Origin of the sequence: Streptomyces sp. NPDC005262 (assembly GCF_042872425.1) — a bacterium.
In the GTDB taxonomy this organism is placed as follows: Bacteria; Actinomycetota; Actinomycetes; order Streptomycetales; family Streptomycetaceae; genus Streptomyces.
In genome coordinates this window covers 301,826-325,502 of the sequence record NZ_JBIAKK010000009.1, presented here as the reverse complement: position 1 = coordinate 325,502, position 23,677 = coordinate 301,826, and the positions used below count along the sequence as shown (strand labels likewise).

Here is a 23,677-nt window from a genome sequence, read left to right as displayed (position 1 = left end):
TCCTCGCGGGTGCGGGTGATGACGGTGAGGGCGGGACGCTGCTGCCGTTCGCCTGGAGCGACGTCGCCCTGTACGCGTCCGGCGCCACCTCACTGCGCGTGACACTCACCTCCGCGGTGGACGGCGGCTTGACGCTGCGGGCGGTGGATCCGACAGGCGCGCCGGTGCTGTCGGTGGGTTCGCTGGTACTGCGCCCGGCGGCCGCCGGTTCACCGGGCACCGGCGCGGACGACGCGCTGTTCACGGTCGACTGGAGGCCGGTGCCGCCGGGCGAACAGGCGGTCCCGCTCGAGGACCTGACGGACGTACGATCCCTGACCGAAGCCGTGCAGCGGGGCGGCAGTGTGCCGCACGCGCTGGTCCTGGACCTCGCGGAGGCCGCAGAGCCCGGCTCCGCCACTCCTGCCGACGCCCCCCGACGGGCCCGGGCCCTCACCACCCGTGTTCTCGACGCACTCGTCCCGTGGTCCGCCGCGGCCGAGCTCTCCGGCTCACGGCTCGTGCTGGTCACCCGTGGCGCCACTTCCGACGACCCGGACCCGGCCGCCGCCGCCGTATGGGGACTCGTCCGGTCCGCGCAGTCCGAGAACCCCGACCGCATCGTCCTCGTCGACCTGGACGACGATCCCGCGTCCCGTGCCCTGCTGCCCGCCGCCGTCGGCACCGGTGAGGCCCAGCTCGCGATACGCGGAGGAGCCTTCTTCGTCCCCCGGCTCGTCCGGGCCACCGTGCCTCCCACGGCCGTTGCCCCTGTCCTCGACCCCGACGGTACGGTCCTGATCACGGGCGGCACGGGTGCGCTCGGTCAAGTGGCCGCCCGGCACCTGGTCACCACGCACGGGGTACGACGACTGCTGCTCGTCAGCCGGCGGGGCGAGGGAGCCGCGGAGCTGGTGGCCGAGCTGCGCGGTCTCGGCGCCGAGGTCTCCGTCGGAGCATGCGACGTGTCCGACCGGGAGGAACTGCGCGCACTGCTCGACGGCATTCCCTCCCGGCATCCGCTGACGGCCGTCGTCCACACCGCGGGTGTCCTCGACGACGGCGTCATCGCCTCGCTCACCCCGGAGCGGCTCGCCACCGTGCTGCGGCCCAAGGCCGACGCCGCGTGGAACCTGCACGAACTGACCAGGGACCTGGACCTGGCCGCATGGGTGCTCTACTCCTCGGTCGCCGGCACCGTGGGCAGCGCCGGGCAGGGCAACTACTCCGCCGCGAACGCCTTCCTCGACGCACTCGCAGCACACCGGAACGCCCAGGGTCTGCCGGCGGTCTCGATCGCATGGGGCCTGTGGGGACAGGACAGCGACATGACCGGCGGGCTCTCGGCCGCCGACGTCGACCGGGTGTCCCGCAGCGGCCTGCTTCCGCTCTCCGCCGAACAGGGCGTAGGGCTGTTCGACGCCGCGCTGCGTGGCGGAAGCCCCGCACCGGTCGCGGCCCGGCTCGACATGGCGAGGATCCGAGAGCGGGCCGGGACCGACGGCGTGCCGGCCCTCCTGCGTGGACTGGTGCGGCTGCCTCGCGCCGCGGCTGCGGGACCGGAGGCCGGAGGGGACTCGCAGGCCGCACGGCTGGCGGGGATGTCCGGCCCGGAACGCACCCGGACACTGCTCGACCTGATCAGGCGTCAGGTAGCGCTGGTGCTCGGGCTGAGCGGGGCGGACGCGGTGGACGAGGAACAGGCCTTCAAGGAGGCCGGGTTCGACTCACTGACCGCCGTCGAGTTGCGCAACCGGCTGGCGAGCGCCACCGGGATCCGGCTGCCGGCGACGCTCGTGTTCGACTTTCCCACGCCGATGGCGCTGACCCGCCGACTGCTCACCGAACTGGCCCCGGAGCCGGAGGCCGACGAGGAGGTCGGTGAGGCCCGGGAGGTGGAGCTGCGCGCGGCTCTGGCGACCGTGCCCCTCCGACGACTCCGTGAACTCGGCCTGCTCGACGCCCTGCTGGGACTGGTGGAGCACCCGGCGGAGAAAGTCCGTGACCGGTCGGAAGAGGACGCCGGTCCGGCCATCGCCGACATGGACGTCGACAGTCTCATCGCCCGGGCGCTGGACAGCGCCGACCACTGATGCCCATAGCTGACGGGGAGCTTCCGATGAATGCCCAGCCTGCCCACGACGAGAAGCTCGTCGCGGCCCTGCGTGCCTCACTGCTGGAGAACGAACGGCTACGGACGGAGAACAAGCGCGCCACGGAACCTGTGGCCGTGGTCGGCATGGCCTGCCGGCTGCCCGGCGGAGTGACCTCGCCCGAAGAGCTGTGGCAGCTGGTCGCCGACGGTGGCGACGCGATCACGGAGTTCCCTGCCGACCGCGGCTGGGACCTGGACCGGGTCTACCACCCCGATCCCGATCAGCCGGGCCGTACCTACGTGAAGAAAGGCGGCTTCCTGCACGACGCCGGGAAGTTCGACCCAGGATTCTTCGGGATCTCCGACCGTGAGGCGCTTGCGATGGACCCTCAGCAGCGGCTGCTGCTGGAGACCTCCTGGGAGGTGTTCGAACGGGCCGGGATCGACCCGGCCACGGTGCGTGGCACCGATGTCGGCGTGTACGCGGGGCTCATGCACCACGACTACGCGACCGGCCTGGAGCGGGTGCCCGAGGGCGTCGACGGTTTCCTCGGCATGGGGAAGTCGGGCAGCGTGCTCTCCGGCCGGATCTCGTACGTGATGGACCTGGTCGGACCGTCCGTCACGCTGGACACGGCATGTTCGTCCTCGCTGGTCACCCTGCACCTCGCGGTGCAGGCACTGCGGACCGGCGAGTGCTCGATGGCGCTGGCGGGCGGCGTGACGGTGATGGCCACACCGGATGCGTACGTCGACTTCTCCCGGCAGCGCGCGCTGGCGGCGGACGGCCGGATCAAGGCGTTCTCCGGTACGGCGGACGGCACCGCCTGGTCGGAGGGCGTAGCCGTACTGCTGCTGGAACGGCTCTCCGATGCGCGCCGGCTGGGCCACCAGGTGCTGGCGGTCGTCCGTGGCACCGCCGTCAACCAGGACGGCGCGTCGAACGGGCTGACAGCTCCCAACGGTCCCTCGCAGGAGCGGGTGATCCGTCGGGCGCTGTCGGCCGCGGGGCTGAAAGCCGCGGATGTGGACGTGGTGGAGGCGCACGGGACGGGGACGACGCTGGGTGACCCGATCGAGGCGCAGGCGCTGCTGGCCACGTACGGGCAGGACAGGCCGGCCGACCGGCCGCTGTGGCTCGGTTCGCTGAAGTCGAACATCGGCCACGCCCAGGCCGCAGCCGGTGCCGCCGGAGTGATCAAGATGGTGATGGCGTTGCGCGACGGCGTCCTGCCCAAGACGCTGCACGTCGACGCGCCCACCCCGAAGGTCGACTGGTCGGCCGGCGCGGTCGAGTTGCTCACCGAGAACCGGGACTGGGGGGCGGCCGAGGGCCGGCCTCGTCGGGCGGCGGTCTCCTCCTTCGGCGTCTCCGGTACGAACGCCCACGTCATCCTGGAACAGGCCCCCGCGGCAGACGACCCTGCCGAGGCCGTGCTGCCCGCCAACGGGCTGGTGTCCTGGACGGTGTCGGGCAAGAGCCCTGCGGCGCTGCGCGCCCAGGCCGACCGTCTGCTGGCCTTCGCCGAGGCCCACCCCGGGCTGGACGTGGTGTCGGCGGGACATGCCCTGGCGACGACGCGCACCGCGTTCGAGCACCGCGCGGTGATCGTCGCCGACGGCAGGGACGACCTGTTGCGCGGGCTGAAACTGCTGGGCCAGGACGCCCCGGCACCCGAAGTGGTCCGGGGATCGAAGAGCTCTGGCCGTCTCGCGGTGCTCTTCACGGGGCAGGGCAGCCAGCGCCTGGGAATGGGGCGCGAACTGTACGAAGGCTTCCCGGTGTTCGCCGCGGCCTTCGACGAGGTCTGCGCCGAGATCGACGGACGGATCGGCCGCTCCCTGCGGGAACTGGTGTTCGCGACGGCCGACGACGAGGGGCTGCTGGACCGTACCGGGTACGCCCAGCCCGCCCTGTTCGCGCTCGAGGTGGCGTTGTTCCGGCTGCTGGAGTCCTGGGGAGTCCGGCCCGACCACGTGGGCGGTCACTCGATCGGCGAACTGACGGCGGCGTACGTCGCGGGTGTCTGGTCGCTGCCGGATGCCGCCGAACTCGTCGCGGCCCGCGGCCGGTTGATGCAGGCACTGCCCGCAGGCGGTGCCATGACCGCGGTACAGGCCACCGAGGACGAGGTACTGCCGCTGCTCACCGACGGGGTCGGCCTCGCGGCGGTCAACGGCCCCCGCTCGGTGGTGCTCTCCGGCGACGCCGACGCGGTCGCCGCGATCGCCGACGGCTTCGCCGCCGAGGGTCGGCGGGTCAAGCGGCTGAAGGTGTCGCACGCCTTCCACTCCCCGCACATGGACGGAATGCTCCCCGAGTTCGGGAAGGTCGCCGCGGGGATCGAGTACCACGAACCGAAGCTGCCGGTGCTGTCCAACCTGACCGGCCGCACCGCCACGGGCGCCGAACTCGCTTCGCCGAGCTACTGGGTGGACCACGTACGGCAGTCCGTGCGCTTCCTCGACGGAGTCCGTGCTCTGCAGGACCAGGGGGTCACGACCTTCCTGGAACTCGGCCCCGGCGGCGTGCTGACCGGCATGGGCCAGGACTGCGTCACGGGCGACACGACGAAGCCGGCGTTCGTGCCGGCCCTGCGGCCCGGAACGGGCGAGAACCGCGCGGTGCTGACCGCGCTGGCCCGACTTCACGTCAGGGGCGTGGCCGTCGACTGGCCCGCCCTGCTGACCCGTACCCGGCGGATCGATCTGCCGACGTACGCCTTCCAACACCGTCACTACTGGCTGGAGGCCACGACTTCCATGGAAGCAACCGCAACCACCGGCGCCACCGCGCCGGAGCCGCCCGAGTACGCCGATGCCACCCGCAAGGCGCTGGTCGAGAGCCTGGAGGGCCTCAACGAGGACGAGCGGCTGCAGAAGCTGCTCGACCTGGTCATCGCCGAATCGACCGTGGCCATGGCGCTGCTGGAGGCACCGGAGGTCGAAGTCCTGGCGGCCGACAGCGCCTTCTTCGAGATCGGCTTCAACTCGCTCACCGCCGTGGAACTCCGCAACCGGCTCGTGGAAGCCACCGGGGTCGCGCTCACCCCGATGCTGCTCTTCGACTACCCCACACCGGAGTTCATCGCGGACTTCCTCAACGACGAGCTCAAGGCGGCCTGACCCTCAGCCCCAGCCCTCTCCAGCATCCCGCCCCGGCTCCCCCGTACGGGGGAGCCGCTGAACCCCGAGGTGATACCGAACATGTTCGACGTCGACTTCTACTTGCGGAGGCTCGGTCACACAGGGTCGCGCGTGCCCTCCGTCGCCCTGCTGAACGAGCTGCAGAAACGGCACCTGATGACCATCCCCTTCGACAACTCCCTCAACGCGGACGCCGAGCGTGGCTTCGACGTGCTGCTGGAGGTGGAGATCGACGACGACACCGCCTTCCGGGCCGTCGTCGAGGGAGGCCGAGGCGGGGTCTGCTACGAGCTCAACGGTCTGTTCCGGCGACTGCTCGTCGAACTGGGCTTCGAGGTGAAGGTCCTGGCGGCCGCCGTCATCCAGGTGAACGGTGCCTACGGTCCGGAACTCGAGCACATCTTCAACTGCGTGGAGCTGGACGGCGAGCGCTATCTGGTGGACGTGGGCCTGGCAGGTCCCTCGTACCTGGAGCCCCTGCGGATCACCGATGAGATCCAGGAGCAGTACGGCTGCCAGTACCGGCTGGTCGAGGAGGGCGGCTACCAGGTGTTGCAACGCCGCGCCAAGGGCGGCGACTGGAGTGCCTCGTACCGCTTCAAGGACCGGTACCGGCAGATCTCCGACTGGAAGAAGCTCGTGCCCGACATCGCCGACTTCCCGCTGGAGCAGGTCCTGATCGGCACCCGCATCCACAGCCGTGCCTTCGAGAACGGCCAGATGGTGCTGATCGGCAAGCGCTACCTGAGGGTCGAGGACGGCGTGGAGGAGATCAAGGTGCTCACCAGCCCCTCCGCGTTCAAGCAGATCGTACGCCACGTCCTCACACCCGACGCCTGAGACCCCGAGGCCCGACCCACTCCGAGCGGAGAAGACGATGCACACCTCACCCACCGACGACTGCGCCGATGTACTGATCGTCGGATACGGACCCGTCGGCCAGGTACTGGCTCTGCAACTGGCCGGACGAGGACGGCGGGTGACCGTCATCGAGCGCTGGCGCACCGGATATCCCATGCCGCGGGCCGTGGCCTTCGACAGCGAGGGCGCCAGGATCCTGGCCGCCGCCGGCATCGGCGGGCACCTCGGTGAGATCGGCGAGCCGTCCGGTGACTACACCTGGAAGAACGCGGCCGGACAGGCGCTGCTCCACATCGATGTGGCCGAGCGGGGCCGGTGCGGCTGGCCCGAGTCGACCTCCATGTACCAGCCGGCGCTGGAGGCCGCGCTCGTGGCGGAAGGGGCGACCCTGAAGGGGCTGACGGTGATCCGCGGCGAAGAAGTCGTGGCGGTCACCGACCACGGCGACCGGGCCGAGGTCACCTCGCGCGCGCCGGACGGCCGGGAGAGCGCCCATCACGCACGCTGGGTGGTGGGCTGCGACGGTGCCAACAGCTTCGTCCGCGGCCGTACCGGTACCGCGATGACCGACCTCGGCTTCTCGCACGACTGGCTGATCTGCGACGTGGTGCTGCACGAGGAGCGTGAGTTCCGGCCGAACAACCTGCAGATCTGCGACCCGGACCGGCCCCGTACCTCCGTGTCGGCCGGGCCCGGCCACCGGCGCTGGGAGTTCATGCGGTCCGCCCACGAGACGGTGGAGGAGCTGAACACCGAGAAGAGCGCCTGGCGGCTGCTGGAACTCTTCGACGTACACCCGGGCAACGCCACCCTGGAGCGGTTCCACGTCTATTCGTTCTCCGCCGCGTACGCCGAGACCTGGCGCTCCGGCCGGCTGCTGCTCGCCGGTGACGCCTCCCATGTCATGCCGCCCTTCGCGGGCCAGGGCATGACCGCCGGCTTCCGCGACGTCACGAACCTGTCCTGGAAGCTGGACGCGGTGCTGGGCGGCACGGCGGGCGAACAACTGCTGGACACCTACGCGGAGGAGCGCCGCCCGCACGCCAGGCACGCCATCCAGATGTCGGTGAACCTGGGCAGGATCATCTGCCAGACCGACGCCCGGGCCGCCGGCGACCGGGACATGGTGATGCTGGCCACCGCCCGGCGGCCGGTGACCGCGGCCGCCGCGCAGCAGCGCTCGCCGTTCCAGCCGCTCACCGGCGGACTGCTGGACCTGGGCGAGAAGGGCCGGCCGGTACGCCCGGCCGGGGTGCTCACCCCGCAGGGCCGGGTGGCCGCCGGGGGACGGGTGGGCTGGTTCGACGAGATGGTGGGGGAGGGCTCCGCCCTGATCTCCACCGAGGACCCTGCGACCCTGCTGTCCGACGCGGAGCGGGAGTTCCTCGAAGGTCTCGGTACCCGGCTCGTGCGGGTGCTGCCCCAGGACACCGACCCGCACACCGCGGAAGGCGGCGCCGTTGTCGACGCCGACGGCGTGTACCTGACGTTCCTCGCCGAGACCGGCTCGACGGCCGTACTGGTCCGGCCCGACTACTACGCCTTCGGGGGCGCTGCGGACCGCGCCGGCGTGGGCCGGCTGGTGGCGGCGCTGCGGGCCGGACTGGCCGCTGACCGACCGGCACCCCGTCACTGACCCCGCAATTACCGGGCGATGGCCGGAAAGAACCCCCGGTTTCCTACGTTGCTTCCAGCCGGGGACCGTTAGAACCCGGCTCGCCCCGAGGAGGAAGTCCCATGACCGACCCGCTGCAGACCGTGCAGGGCCTGCCGACCACCCGCAGTACCCTCTTCGATCCGCCGGACGACCTTCGCGAACTGCAGCGGCGTAAGCCTCTCGTCCCGATGAGCTACCCGGACGGCCACGTCGGCTGGCTCGTCACCGGTCACGCTGCCGTGCGCGCCGTGCTGTCGGACGCCCGGTTCAGTTCCCGGCGGGAACTCCAGCACTTCCCCATCGTGCACCCCATGATGCAGGGCAGGCCGGGCCCGGCCGAGCCGGGCGCGTTTCCCGAGATGGACGCACCCGGGCACACCCGCTACCGGCGTCTGCTCACGGGCGAGTTCACCGCCCGCCGCATGGCCCACTTGACCCCGGCCGTCGAACGGATCGTGGAGGAGTACCTGGACGCCCTGGAGAAGAAGGGGCCAGGGGCGGACCTGGCCGCGGAGTTCACCACCCCTGTCACCTCCATGGTGATCTGCGAATTGCTCGGAGTGCCCTACGCCGACCGGGAGCAGTTCCAGTCCCGGTCCGCCACGCTCATCGACCTGGAGGCCTCGCCGGAGGACGCGGGAGCGGCCTTCGGGGGACTGAGCGAGTTCGTGGCGAAGCTCGTGGCCGAGAAGCGGGCCCTGCCCACGGACGACCTGCTGGGGCGACTCGCGGCGACCGGTGAACTCGACGAGGCCGAACTCACCACCATCGGACTGCTGCTGCTGTTCGCCGGCCACGGGCTGACCGGCAGCATGCTCGCACTCGGCACGTTCGCCCTGCTGCAGCATCCCGGCCAACTGGCCGCGCTGCGGGCCGACTCCTCACTGGCGGCGAGCGCGACCGAGGAACTGCTGCGCTACCTCAGCGTGGTGCAGCTCGGCCCCACCCGCACGGCACTCGAGGACATCGAGGTGGCCGGTGAACTGGTCACTGCGGGCCAGACGGTGACGGTCTCGCTGCCGGCTGCCAACCGGGATCCCGAGCAGTACGAGGACCCCGACACGTTCGACATCACCCGGACCAACGCGCGCAGTCATGTCTCGCTCGGCCACGGCATGCATCAGTGCCTCGGCCAGGAACTGGCCAGGATCCAGATGCGCATCGCCTATCCGGCGCTGTTCGCCCGCTTCCCCTCGCTGCGGCTGGCGGTGCCGGTGGAGGAGGTTCGGATGCGCCACATGATGGCGTTCTACGGTGTGCACCGGTTGCCCGTCACCTGGGACGTTCCCTAGCTCCCGCGCGGACGGCGGCGACGGGGACGCCGGGTGGGCCGAAGCGGCTCCGCCCGGCGTCCGCGCCGCTCAGATGGGTGTGGAGCGCCGCCGAGGCGGCTGCTCGCACTGGACGAAGGTGGACAGACGGTTCTCGACGAGGCGGGTCAGCCCCTCGATGAAGGCTCCCCTGATCTCCTCGGGGAGGGTGCCGAGGACATCGGCGTGGATCCGGGACACGATCCCGTCGGAGCGGGCGACGAGCTCCCTGCCCTTGTCGGTGGCCACGATGACCCGGGCCCGGCGGTCCGTCGCGGAGGGCCGCCGCTCGGCGAGCCCCTCCTTCTCCAGCTTGTCCGCGATCACGACCATCGTCGTCTTGTCCAGCCCGATCGCGTCGGCGATCTGGCTCTGGGTCATGTCGCCGTGCAGTGACTTCTGCAGGACGCAGTGGGCCCGCGGGGTGATGGCCAGTTCGGTGAGGGCGGCGGTCATCTCGGTCTGCAGCGCATGACTTGCCCAGGAGAGCAGGAACGTCACATCCGGCTGGTCCGTCACGGCAGGTGCTGTTGCCTTCATGTTTCGAGCATAACCAGATCAATCCGCAGAAGATAGTTCGGAAAATAAATGGTTCAAAATCTAGAGTTTCGAAATAGATGATGAAGAACAGAAGCATCTGCTACGGTCCTTTCATATCGATGACCCGGGAGGCTCGCTCATGTCCGTGCCGGAGCAATTGAGTTCGAGGACGCGTTGGCTCGCGTTCTGGGTGCTCTGCTCGATTCAGCTGATGATCGTGGTCGATATCAGCATCGTGACCGTGTCCCTCCGCTCCATTCAGAGCGATCTCGGTTTCGAGGAAGCACGTCTCGCGTGGGTCACCAACGCCTACACGGTCGGCTTCGGCGGACTGTTGCTGCTCTCCGGCCGGCTGGGAGACCTGCTGGGCCGCAAGAACCTCTTCCTGGCCGGGCTGTCGCTCTTCACGGTGGCGTCCGCGCTCTGCGGTGCCGCGCAGAGCCAGGAAATGCTCATCGCGATGCGGTTCCTCCAGGGATCGGGTGCGGCGATGGCCTATGCGGTCGTCATGGGTATCGTCTTCACCCTTTTCCCCGACCCGCGCGAACTCGGCAAAGCGATGGGTGCCTCCGGATTCGTCCAGGCCGCCGGTGCCTCCGTCGGGATCCTGGCCGGCGGTCTCCTCGCGGACGGGATCAGCTGGCACTGGGTGTTCTACGTCAACGTGCCCATCGGCATTGTCGCCGGGGTGCTCGCCCTGCGCTCCGTGCCTGCCGACCGTGGTCTCGGCCTGCGCGCCGGGGTCGACGTCGCCGGCGCGGGCCTGGTCACCGGTGGGCTGATGCTGGGCGTCTACACCATCGCCACGGTAGGTGACCACGGCTGGGGTTCCGCCCACACCATCGGCTTCGGCCTCGGTGCCATCGCGTTGCTGATCGCCTTCGTCATCCGTGAGGCAACCGCTGCTCTTCCGCTGATGCCGCTGTCGATCTTCTCCTCGAGGAGTCTGACCGGAGCCAACCTCGTCCACATGCTGATGGTCGCCGGCACCATCTCCTTCAACATCCTGATCGCCCTGTACATGCAGCAGATCGCGGGCTACTCCCCGGCGGTGGCGGGCTTCGCGTTCCTTCCGATCGCCGTGGTCGCCGCCGTCGTGTCGCTGGGCCTCTCGAACAGGCTCAACATGCGCTTCGGCATGAAGAACGTCCTCGTCGCCAGCCTCGCCGTCAGCGCGTTCGGTCTGCTGCTCGCCGTCCGGGCTCCCGAGAACCCCGACTACGTCCTGGACATCCTGCCGACCGCCGCTCTCATCGGCGCCGGCGGCGGCCTGGCGATGCCCGCGGTCATGCGCCTGTCGATGGCGGTCCGCAGGCCCGATCACGCCGGCCTCGCATCCGGGGTCGCGGGCACCTCGGGCATGATCGGCGACTCGCTCGGCATCGCCGCGCTGACGGCGATCGCCGCAGCCCGCACCGACAGCCTCCTCTCCGACGGCAAGAGCCCGGCCGAGGCGCTCAACGGCGGCTTCCACCTGTCCTTCGGTCTCTCGACCCTGCTGGTCGTCGCCGCCATGGCCGTCGCGTTCTTCGTCATCGAGCCGACGCCCCCGGAGCCCTCACCGGGCGCGGGCGGCCCGCCGGCCGAGGGGGCGGAGGGAACGCCCGGGGCCGACCCGGTGGCCGACCCCGAACCCGCCCGTCCCTGACCGTCCTCCCGGCCGGTCCGGCCCGTACGTACCTGAGCACCGCAGTGGTTCCACCCGACCGTCCCCATAGAAGGAGCACCACATGACCAGCTCGTCCGCCGTCCGGTCGTCCGCCGACGCCTCCACCCTCCGGCCCCGCGCCCTCGCGGTCGTCGCGGCCGTCGTCCTCCCCGTGATCGTCTGGGTCATCGGCAATGCGGCCGGTGCCGAACTCGAGGTCGTCCAGAAGGCGGGCGAGGACCCGACGAAGGTGACCATCGGCGCCGTCATCGGCTTCGCGCTCGTAGCCGGCCTGCTCGGATGGGGCTTCCTGGCGCTGCTGGAGAAGTTCGCCCCCCGCAAGGCCGGTCTGATCTGGACCGTCGTCGCGAGTGTCGTCCTGCTCATCTCGTTCGGCCCCGTACTGGGTATCGAGGCCTCCAACGGCACCAAGGCCGTTCTCGTCCTCATGCACATCGCAGTCGGCGCCGCGCTGATCCCGGTCCTGCGCCGCGGTGCCTCCCGCTGAAGCACCACCACAAGACCCCCGAGTCCACCGCCCGCCGGCCCTCCCGGCGGGCGGTGGGCTGTGTGCGCGGTGCCGTCCGCGTCCGGGCCGTCCGCCCAGTGACCGCACGGTTCCCGGCCCGTTCCCTCCGCTGTGCCACGCTCGCCCGGGCCGGCGCGTGCACCGATCCGGGTGCGCCGGGAGACAAGGGTTGAGGACGGGTGATGGGACGGAGATCGACGGTGGGCGACGAAGGCGGACGGCCTCCTGGACGGGCCGGGGCCGTGGTCCGCGTGACAGGTCCGGCGCTGGTGGCCCTGGCGGTGGTGACCGCCGTCGCGGGCGCCGCCCACTGGAGCGAGAGGCAGGCGTCGGCCGATACGGGCCCCGCCGCGACGGCCAGGCTCGGCGGCCTGGACGCGAAACCCGGCACGGCCGGCTGGACCGCGATGGCCAACCACGACATGGACGGCCGGAGCAACTATCAGATGCCCTCGGCCATGATGCCGGGAGCCCCTGAGGGCGACGACATGCGGTTGGGCATCCCCATCACCCTGACGAACGGCACCGGTTCGGTGCGACGGTTCGATCTCGCCCGGGAGTTCTCCCTGAGCGGAGGCAAGGACGGCGCCTCCCGGAAACTGCACGCCGACACGCTCGGGGAACTGCCCAGACTCAACGCGGGCAGCGCGGTGCGCGGCGTCCTCTACTTCGATCTCGAGGCCCCGCAGGCGGGCGACGCGCCCCTGCTCCTGGTGTGGAAGCGCGACGGAGACGTCCGGCGGATGACCGTACGGATGCCGGGCGGGACGCCGGAACAGCACCAGCACAGCTCGTAGGCCGTGTCCGCGGACCCCGCCCGGCCTGCGGCTGCGGCGGGGCTCCGGGGAGACGGCCCCAGGACCTGTCGTCCTGCTCGCGTCCGGCCCACGACGCCGGGCTCCCGTCGCTCAGCGGCATCTGCCGTCGTGCGACGGGAGCCCGGCGGCAGCACTTCGAGGATCCGCTCCTCGGCTTCCCCATCCAATCGACAAGGAGATCCGTCATGCGCCAGCCATCGGCTGCGCCCGCCTTCGGGCCCGACGACGGGCGGGCCGTCGTCCCACCCGTCGCAGGCCCTCCGGACCACTCGGTCCTGACCACGCTCGCCTCCCGCTTCGGCCTCATCACCCTGCTCGCCCTGGGATCGGTGTCCTGGCAGCACTGGGCCGTGTTCCCGGACGGCGGTGGTCCCGCCGCGCACGGTCCCTACCTCCTGGCCGACCTGGCCCTGGCGCTGTACGTGGCAGGCACAGCCGTACTGCTGGTCCAGCGGGCCGCGCGGGCTTTCGGGCTGCGTTCCGGGAGCCGCTGGGAGACGGTGGTCCTCGCCAGCGCCACCGCCCTCGTCATGACAGCCCTGTTCGTCCCCTTCGCCATGGCGCAGGCAGTCCTGCACCGGGTGATGGGCGGCACGTCCGGCGGACACCACCACGGCGCCGGTGCGTTGCCGGCCGACGACGTGACGGGGTTGCTGGCGTACGGCGCCGGCCAGGCCGCCCAGGTCGAGATGGCCGTCCTCGTACTCGCACTGCTGAGCACCGTCCCGATCCGGGTGGTGCTCGCGTCGCTCCGCCGGCTGAGCCCGCGCCACCAGGCCCGCCGGGTGCGCTCCGCGCTCGTCGCACTGTCGGTGCGTGGGCGGCGGCGTGCCCTCGGGATTCGAACCGCCCTGGTCGTCGCCCTGGTGGCGGGTCTGCTCACGCCGGTCGGCGGCGCCGCGGCCCGGCCGGGTACCCCGGAACCGGAGGGAACCGGCGGCTGCGCGACCGCGCCTCAGCGGGAGTTCGACGTCAGCGCCATCAACGTGGACATCACCGTGGACCGGTTCGGCGACCACGACCCGTACGGCATGATGTACGTGCTCGACGAACGTCTGGACGAGGTTCGCGACCAGGAGGCGGCCCTGCTTCGCGCCTCGAAGCTGCCGAAGAACGACCCTGCGGCGGCGAAGGTCTCCGTCGGTCTCGGCCAGGACGCGATCCAGCCGCTCGTGATCCGGGCGCGGCTCGGCGAATGCGTCGTCATCAACCTCACCAACAAGCTGGAGAAGGCGCCGCGCAGCGGCTCGCTCGGCAACCCGGCGATCGTGCAGCCCGGTGGCGTGCCGTCGGTCTCGGTCGACATGGCGGGCGTCGCGTACGACGCGGCGGCCGGTGAGGGCGGGCAGGCCGTCGGCGACAACCCGGAGTCGGGCATGGCCGCTGCGGGGAGCACCAAGCAGTACCGCTACTACCTCGATCCGCTGATGGGCGAGGGCTCCAAGGTGTTCCGCAGCGGTGGTGAGTCCACCCAGCTGACCGCGCACGGCCTGTTCGGCACACTCGTCGCCGAGCCGGCGGGCAGCCGCTGGTTCGACCCGGTGTCCGGTGCCGACCGCACCGAGGACACCACCTGGAGCAGCTGGGAGGCGATGATCCGGCCGCCGTCCGGCAAGACCTTCAGGGAGTTCACGCTCATCTACCACGAGGTCGGCGACGAGAACTTCAATCTGCGCCGGCCGCTGCGGGAGAACGACGAGGGCATCCCGGTCGGCGGCGACCCCGGCATCCCGGTGGGCGACCAACTGGAGTACGGGCGCCCGCTGCCCATGATCGACGCGCGGCCACCGACCCCGACCGTCCCCAACGAGGGCGGGGCCGGCACCAACGTGTACCGGCCGGGCAGCCGGGCCATCAACTACCGCAGCGAGCCGTTCTACCGACGTCTCCAGCTGGAGGCGGCGCGTGGCCAGAGCGTGCAGCATGCCAACAAGTCGCTCGCCTACAGCTCCTACACCTACGGTGACCCGGCCACTCCGATGCCCCGCTCGTACCTGGGCGAGCCGACCAAGACCCGGCTCGTGCACGCAGGGGTGGAGCAGTTGCACGTCCACCATGTGCACGGCGGCGGTACCCGCTGGCGCCTGAACCCCGGTGCGGACGACACCGCCATGGGCGCGGGGCTCAGCAAGACCCCGATCCAGAACGCCACATCGGTCCGGCTGGACTCGCAGACGGTGAGCCCGCTGGAGTCCTTCAACCTGGAGCACGAATGCGGGGCGGGCGGCTGTCAGCAGGCGGCCGGCGACTTCCTCTACCACTGCCACATCTCCCAGCACTACATCACCGGGATGTGGGGGCTGTGGCGGGTGTTCGACACCGCGCAGGAGACGCTGGCCCCGCTGCCGGGCCGGCAGCGCGCACCCGACGCGGTCGACTCCGCGGGGCTGCTGGGCCGGACCGTGGAGGGACGGAAGGTCGTTCTCCAGAAGGACCTCACCGATACCAGGAGCCAGGTGGCACTGGAGAAGCTGGTCGAGGGCAGCCTCCCACCGCAGGGCTCCCGCTGGCAGACGGACCAGGGCCCCGACCCCGACGACGCGACCGTCTGGGACTGGAAGAAGGAGGGGACCGAGGACAAACCCGTCTACCTCGGTGAACCCGAGACCTCGTCGATCTGGGCCAACTACCGTCCGGCGGAACCGGGGCGCCGGCCGGAGATCCGCTTCAACCCGGTCACCGGGAAGCCCGCCTACCCGATGCTCACTCCCCATCTGGGCCAGCGGCCCCCGTTCGCACCGAACGGGCACGCCGGGGCACCGGGGCTGGGGGACACGGCGACCGCGACCAGACCCGGCGGCCTGTGTCCCAAGAACGCCAGGGTGCGCGACTTCGACATCACCGCCATCCCGGTGAAGGTGCAGTCCACTGCCCGGGAGAAGGACAACGACGGCGAGGTCTTCGTCCTCAACGAGGACAAGAAGGCAGTGGCCGAAGGCGACAAACCCGTGGACCCCCTGGTCATCCGGTCCAACATCGGTGACTGCGTGGCCATCACCTTCGGCAACGAGCTGAAGACCTCGGTACAGGCCAAGGCGAACATGCACACGCACCTGGTGCAGTTCGATCCGCTCGCCTCCGACGGAGTCGTCGCGGGGTACGCGTTCGAGCAGTCGGTCTTCAACACCGCGCGCGAGGAACGCACCCTGGTCTCGCAGGACGCCCCCGACAGGATCACCGTCTCGAAGACAGGTCAGCTGAGGCCCGGTGTCTCCATCGGGGTGGGGGTCGGCAGGTCCAGCATCGAGATCAGGACGATCACGGCGGTCGACAACGGGCAACTCACCTTCGACCGGCCGCTGGAGAAGACCCACACGGCCGGCGAACCGGTCACGGTGGAGTTCGTCCAGTACCGGTGGTTCTCGGACGTCGACTCCGGCACCGTCTTCTGGCACGACCACGTCGACGGCATGTACTCCTGGGCGCGAGGCCTCTTCGCCGCGCACATCGTCGAACCCAAGGGTTCGGAGTACCGGGATCCGGTGAACGGAAGGGAAGTCAGAAGCGGTCCGATCGTCGACATCGTCAACCGGTCCGGAGGCTCGGTCGGCTACGGACAGTCCGGCTCGTTCAGGGAGTACACCATCTTCCTGCACAACGGGCGAAGAGGCAGGGGAGAGCTGTACGAGCCACCGGGCCCAGGGCTCAACCCGTTCAACGGAGGCCAGGAGTGCGAGGAGGGCTCCATCAACCTCAGAGCCGCGCCGATCGGTGAGCGGACACCCCCGGGGCCGACGCCGGCCGACCCCGCCACGACCGACCAGCGCCAGGAGTACAACGGGAGCCGTTGCCGCAACGCGTTCAGCACCTCGCCGTACACGGCCGGTAGTCCCGATGCCACCACGGTCCGCGCCACCGTTTCGACGGTCGACCCGTACGTGTTCTCGTCCGTGAAGTACGGCGATCCGAACACGCCGCTGCTCCGTGCCTATGCCGGGGACCCCGTGGTGGTCCGCACCGTGGGCGTCAACGACCGGGGGGAGGCCCTGCGCATTCAGGGCCACCGCTTCCGGCTCGAACGCTTCAACAAGGACGGAGCGCTGACGGACACGGCGACGAGCGGGATATCCGAGCGTGCCGACTACGTCCTCGACGGCGGTGCGGGCGGACCGGGGGCCAGTCCGGGTGACTACCTGTACTACTCCACCCGGACCTTCGCCTTCGAGAGCGGAGCCTGGGGGCTGTTCCGCGTCCACGACAAGCTGCAGAGTGATCTGCGGCCTCTGCCGGGGCGTCCGGCGCCAACGGCCGGGAACGGATTCCCCCGGCAGACGGCTGCCACCGGGGACACCCAGAAGGCCCCGGGGCCCTCGCCCGCGCCCGCGTACACGGCGGACGGGTCGGTGGACACCTCGGTGCTCTCCTCGACCGCGGGAGTCTGCCCGGCCGGTTCCCGTAAGCAGCACTACGCGGTGTCGGTGTTCGACAAGGCGCTGCCGACCGCGCCGTACCAGGACAGCGGGGGATTCGTCTACGCGCTGTCCTCGGACGTGGCGGGCATCAAGGACGGATCCAAACCCGTCGAACCGCTCGTCCTGCGCGCCAACAAGGGGGACTGCCTGACCCTCACCCTGAAGAACGAGACCGACCCGGACTCGCTCTACGGTGGCCGCCGCGCCGGTCTCGACCTGGGCAAGCTGCTGCGGAACCAGCAGCTGTCCGCAGGGTCCGCGATCGGCCTCAACCCGGACACCACGGTGGCCGCGGGCAAGTCGGTCGCGTACACCTACTACGCGGACCGGGAGCTGGGCACCTCGCTGTTCCAGAACCTCGGCAGCCCGGCCTCGCTGAGGCACGGGGCGTACGGGATGCTGATCGTCGAGCCCAAGGGCGCCACGTGGTCGGACAGTGACAGCGGCGCCGCACTCGGGGCAGGCCGCACCAGCACGGAGGCGATCATCCGGGTGCCGGGCGGGGTGAGGTTCCGTGAGTTCGCGCTGACGATGCAGAGCACCGACCAGCAGTACTCGCGGAGCATCCTGCCCTACAGCGACCAGGTCGCGGGCAACGGGCTGAACAGCAGGGACGCCTTCAACCGGCCGACCGCTCCCGTGCCGGGTGCACCACCGGGCACGGGTGGTCACCCGGGCACGTACGACAAGGGGTACAACAACGTCAACTACCGCAGTGCACCCCTGACCGAGCGGCTCGGACTCACCGCCAACCGGGACGACTTCACGCAGGTGACGGTGAAGGGCTCCTACGGCACGGCCTTCGGCTCCGCCGAGTACGGGGATCCGGACACGCCGGTGTTCCGGGCCAACTCCCGTGATCCGGTGGTCTTCCGGGTCGGTGTCGGCGCCTCGGACCAGTTGCACTCCTTCACGGTCGGCGGGCATGTCTTCCCGCTCGAACCCGGGATGCGGGGGTCCCAGCTGATGTCGGCCCGCACGATCACCGCGGGCGAGACCATCGACGCCCATCTGGGTGCGGCCGGCGGCCGGCAGGGCTACGCGGGCGACTACCTGTTCCAGGACGCCCGGATGCCGTTCACCGTCGCCGGTATGTGGGGCATCTTCCGGGTGCTTCCGCCCGGTGCGAAGGATGCGCCCGCGCCGCTCTGAGCAAAGGAGAAACAAACGGCTCCCCCCGGTCTTCCAAAGGCCGGGGGGAGTTCTTTTTCTCATGCCTTCGGACATGATTTCCCCCCGCTTTCCTTCCAGATTAAACAAGGGGGAGGAAGGGGGCTCATTAGGGGATCCCTCAGGGTTCGCCCGATCGTAGGGTTCACCCGTTCGGCATTTCGACCGGCAAAAGGACGGGGAGAATTGTGATCAGCAGGCGCAGTCTGATAAGAGCGGGTGGCGGAATCGTCGTGGCGGGTGCGGCGGTCGCCGCGGGCACCGGGCCGGTGCTCGCGGCCGTCGACAGGTGGAGCTCGCTGCGGGCCGGTCTGCAGGGCGACCTGTTCACGCCGTCCGACGCCGGCTACGACCAGGCCAAGCAGGGTCAGATCGTCCACTACGACGCGCTCAACCCGGTGGCGGTCGCCTTCTGCGAGATCCCGGAAGACGTCCGCCTCTGCGTACGGTTCGCCGAGCGGCACGATATCCCGCTGCGGGTGCGCAGCGGCGGCCACAACCTCAACGGCTGGTCGACCGGCGGAGGTCTCGTCATCGATGTCTCCCGCATCAGCCACGCTGTGCCGGCCGGCTCGACGGTGCATGTCGGCCCCGGCACCCAGTCGGTCGACGCGCTCGCCACGCTCTCCCCCCTGAACAAGCAACTGATCACCGGAACCTGCCCCACGGTGTGCGCCGGCGGCTTCGTCTCCGGCGGTGGACTCGGCTTCCAGTCCCGCAAGTTCGGCACCGCGAGTGACCGGGTGGTCTCCGCTCGCGTCGTCCTGGCCGACGGCCGGATCGTCCGCTGCTCGCCGAGTTCCGAGCCCGAGCTGTTCTGGGCGATACGCGGAGGCGGCGGCGGCAACTTCGGCGTCGTCGTGGACTTCGAGGTCCGCCCGATCGGCGCCCCCCGCATCGTCACCTACGACACCATGTGGTCGTGGAAGAACGCCGCCGAGGTCTTCTCCGCCTGGCAGCAGTGGACCACCCACGCGTCGAGGAACCTGGGCTCCAGCCTCATCGTGCTGTCCCCGGCGGCGTCCGGCGGCGGCGCCGAACCGGCCATCAGGATCTACGGCGGCTACCACGGCCCCAAGGCCGAGCTCGACGCCGCGCTCGCCGAGCTGACCCAGCGCACCGGCGTCGCGCCGCTCAGCAGCACGAGCAGCGACGAGGCCTTCGCGGAGGGAATGCAGCATCTCTACGGCTGCGGCGAACTCACGGTCCCGCAGTGCCACCGCACCGGCACCGCCCCGGACGCCCAGCTCTACCGCACGCCGTTCCAGATGCAGAGCTACCGGTTCAGCGACCGTACGGCCACCGCGGGCGAGGTCGACACCCTGCTCAGCACCTTCGTCTCCGACCCGTCGATCGCCTACCAGTTCATCCAGGTGTTCGCGCTCGGCGGCGCCGTGAACGACCCCAGCCCGGGTGCCAGCGCCTATGTGCACCGCTCGGCGCAGTTCCTCATCGGTTACCAGTCCTCCGACACCGACCCCGACCCGGATGCCGCCCTGCTCGCCAAGCACACCGCGTGGACGGATCGTGCCACGGACGCGCTGGCCCCGCTCTCCGGCGGCGCGTACATCAACTTCCCCAACTCCCGGGTGACCGAAGACTGGGAGGCGCTGAACTACGGCAGTAACGCCTCCAGGGTCCGGCTCGCCAAGCGCCGCTACGACCCCGACGGCGTCTTCGCCCACCCCGGCAGCATCCACGTCTGACCGTCCCTGAGAAGAGCCCCGGGCGCCGCACCCGGGGCTCTTCCGCTGTTCCGGCATTCACCGAGTCGATCCCCATCGGACGGTAATCCGCCGGACATTCTTATGTGTTGTGCAACCACCCTTCCTCCTCCCCCTACAACTCCCCCTACCTCACCCTTCACTTGCCGACTCCCGCTCGGCCCCCCTCGATCCCGACGCCCGCTGCTATAGCGTTGCCGAGGTGTTAGGGCTCCACCCTCCAGAGAGCCGGACGAAATTTATCGAGGGGCTCCCGTGAAAAAAATTCTGCTGCTCAACGGACCAAATCTGGGAATTCTCGGAAAGCGTGAACCCGAGGTGTACGGCACGGCGACGCTCGCCGACATCGAGGACTCCGTCGCCAAGACGGTCGCGGACCGCAGCTGGCAAGTGGTCGCCGTCCAGAGCGAATCCGAAGCCGGACTGATCCATGCCATCCAGGACAACTACGAGACGGTCGGCGCGATCGTGAACCCCGGCGCGCTGATGATCGCCGGCTGGAGTCTGCGCGACGCGCTGGCGAACTACCCCCGGCCATGGATCGAGGTTCATCTCTCGAACGTCTGGGCCCGGGAGAGCTTCCGGCACGAGTCGGTGCTCGCCCCGCTGGCCAGTGGCCTCGTCGTCGGCCTCGGCGCCGACGGCTACCGGCTCGCCGCCGAGGCGCTGCTGGCAAAGACCGCCGAGTGACCCGGCCGCACCACCGGCCCCGCGCCACCGGCGACTTCAGGAACAACCAACCGAGTACTCATCCGGGAGAACCCATCATGAATGCCGACGCACGCCCGCTTCCCGAATTTCCGGCGTGGCCCCAGTTCGGTGACGAGGAGCGGACCGGCCTCATCCGCTCCCTGGAGCAGGGCCAGTGGTGGCGCATGGGAGGCAGCGAGGTCGACACGTTCGACCGTGAATTCGCCGACTACCACGGCGCCGCCCAGTCCCTCGCGGTCACCAACGGTACGCACGCGCTGGAACTCGCCCTCCAGGTGCTGGGCGTGGGGCCGGGCACCGAGGTGATCGTCCCCGCCTTCACCTTCATCTCCTCCTCCCAGGCGGCGCAGCGCCTGGGCGCCGTCGCCGTACCGGTCGACGTCACACCCGATACGTACTGCATCGACCTCGCCGCCACCGAGGCTGCCATCACCCCCCGCACCCGGGCGATCATGCCGGTGCACATGGCCGGTCACTTCGCGGACATGGACGGACTGGCGAAGCTCTCCGAGGCCAGTGGGGTGCCCTTGATCCAGGACGCCGCGCACGCCCACGGTGCGCAGTGGCGGGGCAAGCGGGTCGGCGAGCTGGACTCCGTGGCCGCGTTCAGCTTCCAGAACGGCAAGCTGATGACGGCGGGCGAGGGCGGCGCGGTCGTCTTCCCCGAGGGGGAGCGGTACGCCGAGATGTACGAAGAGGCCTTCCTGCGGCACAGCTGCGGCCGGCCCCGCACCGACCGCCGCTACCTGCACGGCACCTCCGGGTCGAACTTCCGGATGACCGAGTTCAGCGCCGCGGTCCTGCGCGCCCAGCTGGGGCGTCTCGCGAGCCAGATCGACACCCGTGAGATGCGGGCGCCACTGCTGTCCAACCTGCTCGCCGAGATACCCGGCGTCGTCCCGCAGGCCCACGACGACAGGGTCACCCGCAACCCGCACTACATGATGATGTTCCGTATCCCGGGCCTGGACGAGTTCAAGCGGAACGAGCTGGTGGACAGGCTGATCGAGCGCGGGCTGCCCGCCTTCGCGGCCTTCCGCGCCGTCTACCGCTCACAGGGGTTCTGGGAGACCGCCGCCCCCGAGCTGACTGTCGACGAACTGGCCGCCCGCTGCCCCAACACCGAGGCCATCTACAGCGACTGCATCTGGCTGCACCACCGCACCCTCCTCGGCACCGAGGAGCAGATGCACCGGATCGCCGAGATCGTCGCCGACACCCTGACCGCCGCATGACCGGCGCAGCCCACGGCACGGCCGCGGCACCCGTGAGGATCGCCCTGGTGGGGCTCGGCTGGGCAGCCACCGAGATCTGGCTGCCACGGCTGCGCACGCACCCCGGCTACACGGTCACCGCGGTGGTCGACCCGGCACCCGGCGCTCCCGAGGTGCTCAGCACCGAAGGGATCGACGTCCCCCTCTTCACCACGGTGAGCCAACTCCCGCTCGGAATGGCAGATCTGGCGGTGGTCGCCGTCCCCAACCACCTGCACGCCACCGTCGCGGCCGAACTGCTCACCCGGGGCATGCCGGTCTTCCTGGAGAAGCCGGTCTGCCTGAGCAGCGAGGAAGCGCGGCAACTGGTGGCGGCCGAACGTGCGGGCGGCGCAGTCCTGCTGGCCGGAAGCGCGGCCCGCTACCGCGCGGACGTCACCGTGCTGCGCGAGACGGTGGAGAAACTGGGGAGGATCCGCCATGTGGACCTGGAGTGGATCCGGGCCCGTGGAGTGCCGGACGCGGGCGGCTGGTTCACCAGTTCCTCGCTCGCCGGCGGCGGCGCCCTGCTCGACCTCGGGTGGCACCTGCTGGACACCCTGACCTCCTTGCTCGGCCCGACCGGGTTCGGACAGGCCGTCGGCACGGTCTCCAGCGACTTCGTCAACCACGGCTCGGCCCGCGCGGCCTGGCGTGACGACGAGCCGGCCCGGGACACGGCGTTTGCCGACGTGGAGGACACCGCGCGCGGCTTCCTCGTCACCGACGAGGGCGTCTCGGTCGCCCTCCGGGCCAGTTGGGCCTCGCACGCGGCGACCGACGTCACCCGCATCCGGGTCGAGGGCAGCGACGGCACGGCGACCCTGGAATGCACCTTCGGCTTCAGCCCCAACCGGGTCGCCGGCCCCACGGTCACCCACACCAGGGACGGCATCACCACCGAGGTCCCGGTGCGGGCCGAGGAGATCGGCGCGGAGTACGTACGGCAGCTCGACGCGCTGCCCGGGCTGCTGGCCGATCCGGCGCTGCGCGGCCGGGCGGTCGAGGGCGCCGCCCGGACCATCGGCGTCATCGAGCGGGTCTACGGATCCGCCCGCGAGGCCCGCGCGAAGCGTGCGGCACAGGTATTCGTTCCGACACCCGAGAGGCAGTCATGAGCAACACTCTGGGCACCGAGGCCGGTGTGCTGGCCCACGAGGGTCCCGCGCTGCGAGCCGTCGTCTTCGACCTCGACGGAGTGCTGGTCGACAGCTTCGAGGTGATGCGCCAGGCGTTCACCGTGGCGTACGCGGAGGTTGTCGGCCCCGGCGAACCGCCGTTCCGGGAGTACAACCGACATCTGGGCCGGTACTTTCCCGACATCATGCGGATCATGGGCCTGCCGCTGGAGATGGAGGAGCCCTTCGTGAGGGAGAGCTACCGGCTGGCGCACCAGGTCCAGCTGTTCCCCGGAGTGGTCCCGCTGCTCCGGGAGCTGCGCGACCGCGGACTGAAGCTGTCGGTGGCCACCGGGAAGAGCGGCCCCCGGGCCCGCTCGCTGCTGGACCAGCTCGGTGTGCTGCCGCTGTTCGACCACGTGATCGGGTCCGACGAGGTGGCCCGGCCGAAGCCGGCCCCGGACATCGTGCTGCGGGCACTGGACCTCATGGAAGCCGGGACGGAGGAGGCCATGATGATCGGCGACGCGCTCACCGACCTGGCCAGCGCGCGGTCTGCCGGAGTGACCGCGGTGGCGGCGCTGTGGGGCGAGACGGCCGAGGAGGAGATGCTGGCCGCAAAGCCTGACGTGGTGCTGCGGGCGCCCGCCGAACTCCTCGGGCTCTGCCCGCCGGTGCTCACCCACTGAACCGCTGCCGCAACCT

Annotated in this window: 15 protein-coding genes; 14 read left to right on the top strand and 1 reads right to left on the bottom strand. The window is 70.4% G+C overall.

Features of this window, described 5'->3' with window-relative positions:
- From ACFYP5_RS23580 to ACFYP5_RS23560, 5 genes are all read left to right on the top strand, one after another.
- Positions 1 to 2,072 (top strand): beta-ketoacyl reductase (locus ACFYP5_RS23580; RefSeq protein ID WP_389039263.1); only part of this gene is annotated, 2,072 nt, incomplete at its 5' end.
- A gap of 26 nt (positions 2,073 to 2,098) precedes the next feature.
- Positions 2,099 to 5,200: a type I polyketide synthase gene (locus ACFYP5_RS23575; protein WP_389039260.1), complete on the top strand. Its 3,102-nt coding sequence runs from the start codon at positions 2,099 to 2,101 to the stop codon at positions 5,198 to 5,200.
- Between the two features lie 81 nt (positions 5,201 to 5,281).
- On the top strand, positions 5,282 to 6,061 hold the full coding sequence (locus tag ACFYP5_RS23570; RefSeq protein WP_389039257.1) for an arylamine N-acetyltransferase: 780 nt from the start codon (positions 5,282 to 5,284) through the stop codon (positions 6,059 to 6,061).
- A 37-nt stretch (positions 6,062 to 6,098) separates the two neighbouring features.
- Positions 6,099 to 7,718, top strand: a complete 1,620-nt coding sequence (locus tag ACFYP5_RS23565; protein WP_389039255.1) for a bifunctional 3-(3-hydroxy-phenyl)propionate/3-hydroxycinnamic acid hydroxylase — start codon at positions 6,099 to 6,101, stop codon at positions 7,716 to 7,718.
- A gap of 101 nt (positions 7,719 to 7,819) precedes the next feature.
- Positions 7,820 to 9,031 (top strand): cytochrome P450, encoded by a 1,212-nt coding sequence (locus ACFYP5_RS23560; protein WP_389039252.1) that lies wholly within the window; start codon positions 7,820 to 7,822, stop codon positions 9,029 to 9,031.
- A 69-nt stretch (positions 9,032 to 9,100) separates the two neighbouring features.
- On the opposite strand, the gene ACFYP5_RS23555 is transcribed toward ACFYP5_RS23560, so the two are convergent.
- Positions 9,101 to 9,589, bottom strand: coding sequence for a MarR family winged helix-turn-helix transcriptional regulator (locus ACFYP5_RS23555; protein WP_355227757.1), 489 nt, complete (start codon positions 9,587 to 9,589; stop codon positions 9,101 to 9,103).
- A gap of 139 nt (positions 9,590 to 9,728) precedes the next feature.
- Here ACFYP5_RS23555 and ACFYP5_RS23550 point away from each other — a divergent pair, with 139 nt between their 5' ends.
- From ACFYP5_RS23550 to ACFYP5_RS23510, 9 genes are all read left to right on the top strand, one after another.
- Positions 9,729 to 11,237 (top strand): MFS transporter, encoded by a 1,509-nt coding sequence (locus tag ACFYP5_RS23550; protein ID WP_389039248.1) that lies wholly within the window; start codon positions 9,729 to 9,731, stop codon positions 11,235 to 11,237.
- Positions 11,238 to 11,319: 82 nt separating this feature from the next.
- Positions 11,320 to 11,745 (top strand): DUF6069 family protein, encoded by a 426-nt coding sequence (locus tag ACFYP5_RS23545; RefSeq protein WP_389039246.1) that lies wholly within the window; start codon positions 11,320 to 11,322, stop codon positions 11,743 to 11,745.
- A 203-nt stretch (positions 11,746 to 11,948) separates the two neighbouring features.
- Complete coding sequence (locus tag ACFYP5_RS23540; protein ID WP_355227760.1) at positions 11,949 to 12,563, top strand: hypothetical protein; 615 nt, start codon at positions 11,949 to 11,951, stop codon at positions 12,561 to 12,563.
- Between the two features lie 206 nt (positions 12,564 to 12,769).
- On the top strand, positions 12,770 to 18,148 hold the full coding sequence (locus ACFYP5_RS23535) for a hypothetical protein (protein ID WP_389039242.1): 5,379 nt from the start codon (positions 12,770 to 12,772) through the stop codon (positions 18,146 to 18,148).
- A 206-nt stretch (positions 18,149 to 18,354) separates the two neighbouring features.
- Entirely contained in the window at positions 18,355 to 19,872 is a 1,518-nt protein-coding gene (locus ACFYP5_RS23530; protein WP_389039240.1) for an FAD-binding oxidoreductase, read from the top strand.
- A gap of 273 nt (positions 19,873 to 20,145) precedes the next feature.
- Positions 20,146 to 20,580: a type II 3-dehydroquinate dehydratase gene (locus tag ACFYP5_RS23525; protein ID WP_330247182.1), complete on the top strand. Its 435-nt coding sequence runs from the start codon at positions 20,146 to 20,148 to the stop codon at positions 20,578 to 20,580.
- 77 nt (positions 20,581 to 20,657) lie between these two features.
- The gene (locus ACFYP5_RS23520) at positions 20,658 to 21,836 is read left to right on the top strand and encodes a DegT/DnrJ/EryC1/StrS family aminotransferase (RefSeq protein ID WP_330247183.1); all 1,179 of its coding nucleotides are present in this window, start codon (positions 20,658 to 20,660) and stop codon (positions 21,834 to 21,836) included.
- Positions 21,833 to 22,972, top strand: coding sequence for a Gfo/Idh/MocA family protein (locus ACFYP5_RS23515; protein ID WP_389039237.1), 1,140 nt, complete (start codon positions 21,833 to 21,835; stop codon positions 22,970 to 22,972). Before ACFYP5_RS23520 ends, ACFYP5_RS23515 begins: the two co-directional genes overlap by 4 nt.
- Positions 22,969 to 23,661: an HAD-IA family hydrolase gene (locus tag ACFYP5_RS23510; protein ID WP_389039234.1), complete on the top strand. Its 693-nt coding sequence runs from the start codon at positions 22,969 to 22,971 to the stop codon at positions 23,659 to 23,661. The genes ACFYP5_RS23515 and ACFYP5_RS23510 overlap by 4 nt, the downstream gene beginning before the upstream one ends.
- The last annotated feature ends 16 nt before the right edge of the window (positions 23,662 to 23,677 follow it).

What these genes read in the sequence shown, in the direction of transcription:
- ACFYP5_RS23540 (WP_355227760.1), top strand. Translation starts at nt 11,949, where the DNA reads ATGGGACGGAGATCGACGGTGGGCGACGAAGGCGGACGGCCTCCTGGA.
- ACFYP5_RS23575 (WP_389039260.1), top strand. Translation starts at nt 2,099, where the DNA reads ATGAATGCCCAGCCTGCCCACGACGAGAAGCTCGTCGCGGCCCTGCGT.
- ACFYP5_RS23515 (WP_389039237.1), top strand. Translation starts at nt 21,833, where the DNA reads ATGACCGGCGCAGCCCACGGCACGGCCGCGGCACCCGTGAGGATCGCC.
- ACFYP5_RS23560 (WP_389039252.1), top strand. Translation starts at nt 7,820, where the DNA reads ATGACCGACCCGCTGCAGACCGTGCAGGGCCTGCCGACCACCCGCAGT.
- ACFYP5_RS23545 (WP_389039246.1), top strand. Translation starts at nt 11,320, where the DNA reads ATGACCAGCTCGTCCGCCGTCCGGTCGTCCGCCGACGCCTCCACCCTC.
- ACFYP5_RS23565 (WP_389039255.1), top strand. Translation starts at nt 6,099, where the DNA reads ATGCACACCTCACCCACCGACGACTGCGCCGATGTACTGATCGTCGGA.
- ACFYP5_RS23555 (WP_355227757.1), bottom strand. Translation starts at nt 9,589, where the DNA reads ATGAAGGCAACAGCACCTGCCGTGACGGACCAGCCGGATGTGACGTTC.
- ACFYP5_RS23570 (WP_389039257.1), top strand. Translation starts at nt 5,282, where the DNA reads ATGTTCGACGTCGACTTCTACTTGCGGAGGCTCGGTCACACAGGGTCG.
- ACFYP5_RS23535 (WP_389039242.1), top strand. Translation starts at nt 12,770, where the DNA reads ATGCGCCAGCCATCGGCTGCGCCCGCCTTCGGGCCCGACGACGGGCGG.
- ACFYP5_RS23520 (WP_330247183.1), top strand. Translation starts at nt 20,658, where the DNA reads ATGAATGCCGACGCACGCCCGCTTCCCGAATTTCCGGCGTGGCCCCAG.
- ACFYP5_RS23510 (WP_389039234.1), top strand. Translation starts at nt 22,969, where the DNA reads ATGAGCAACACTCTGGGCACCGAGGCCGGTGTGCTGGCCCACGAGGGT.
- ACFYP5_RS23550 (WP_389039248.1), top strand. Translation starts at nt 9,729, where the DNA reads ATGTCCGTGCCGGAGCAATTGAGTTCGAGGACGCGTTGGCTCGCGTTC.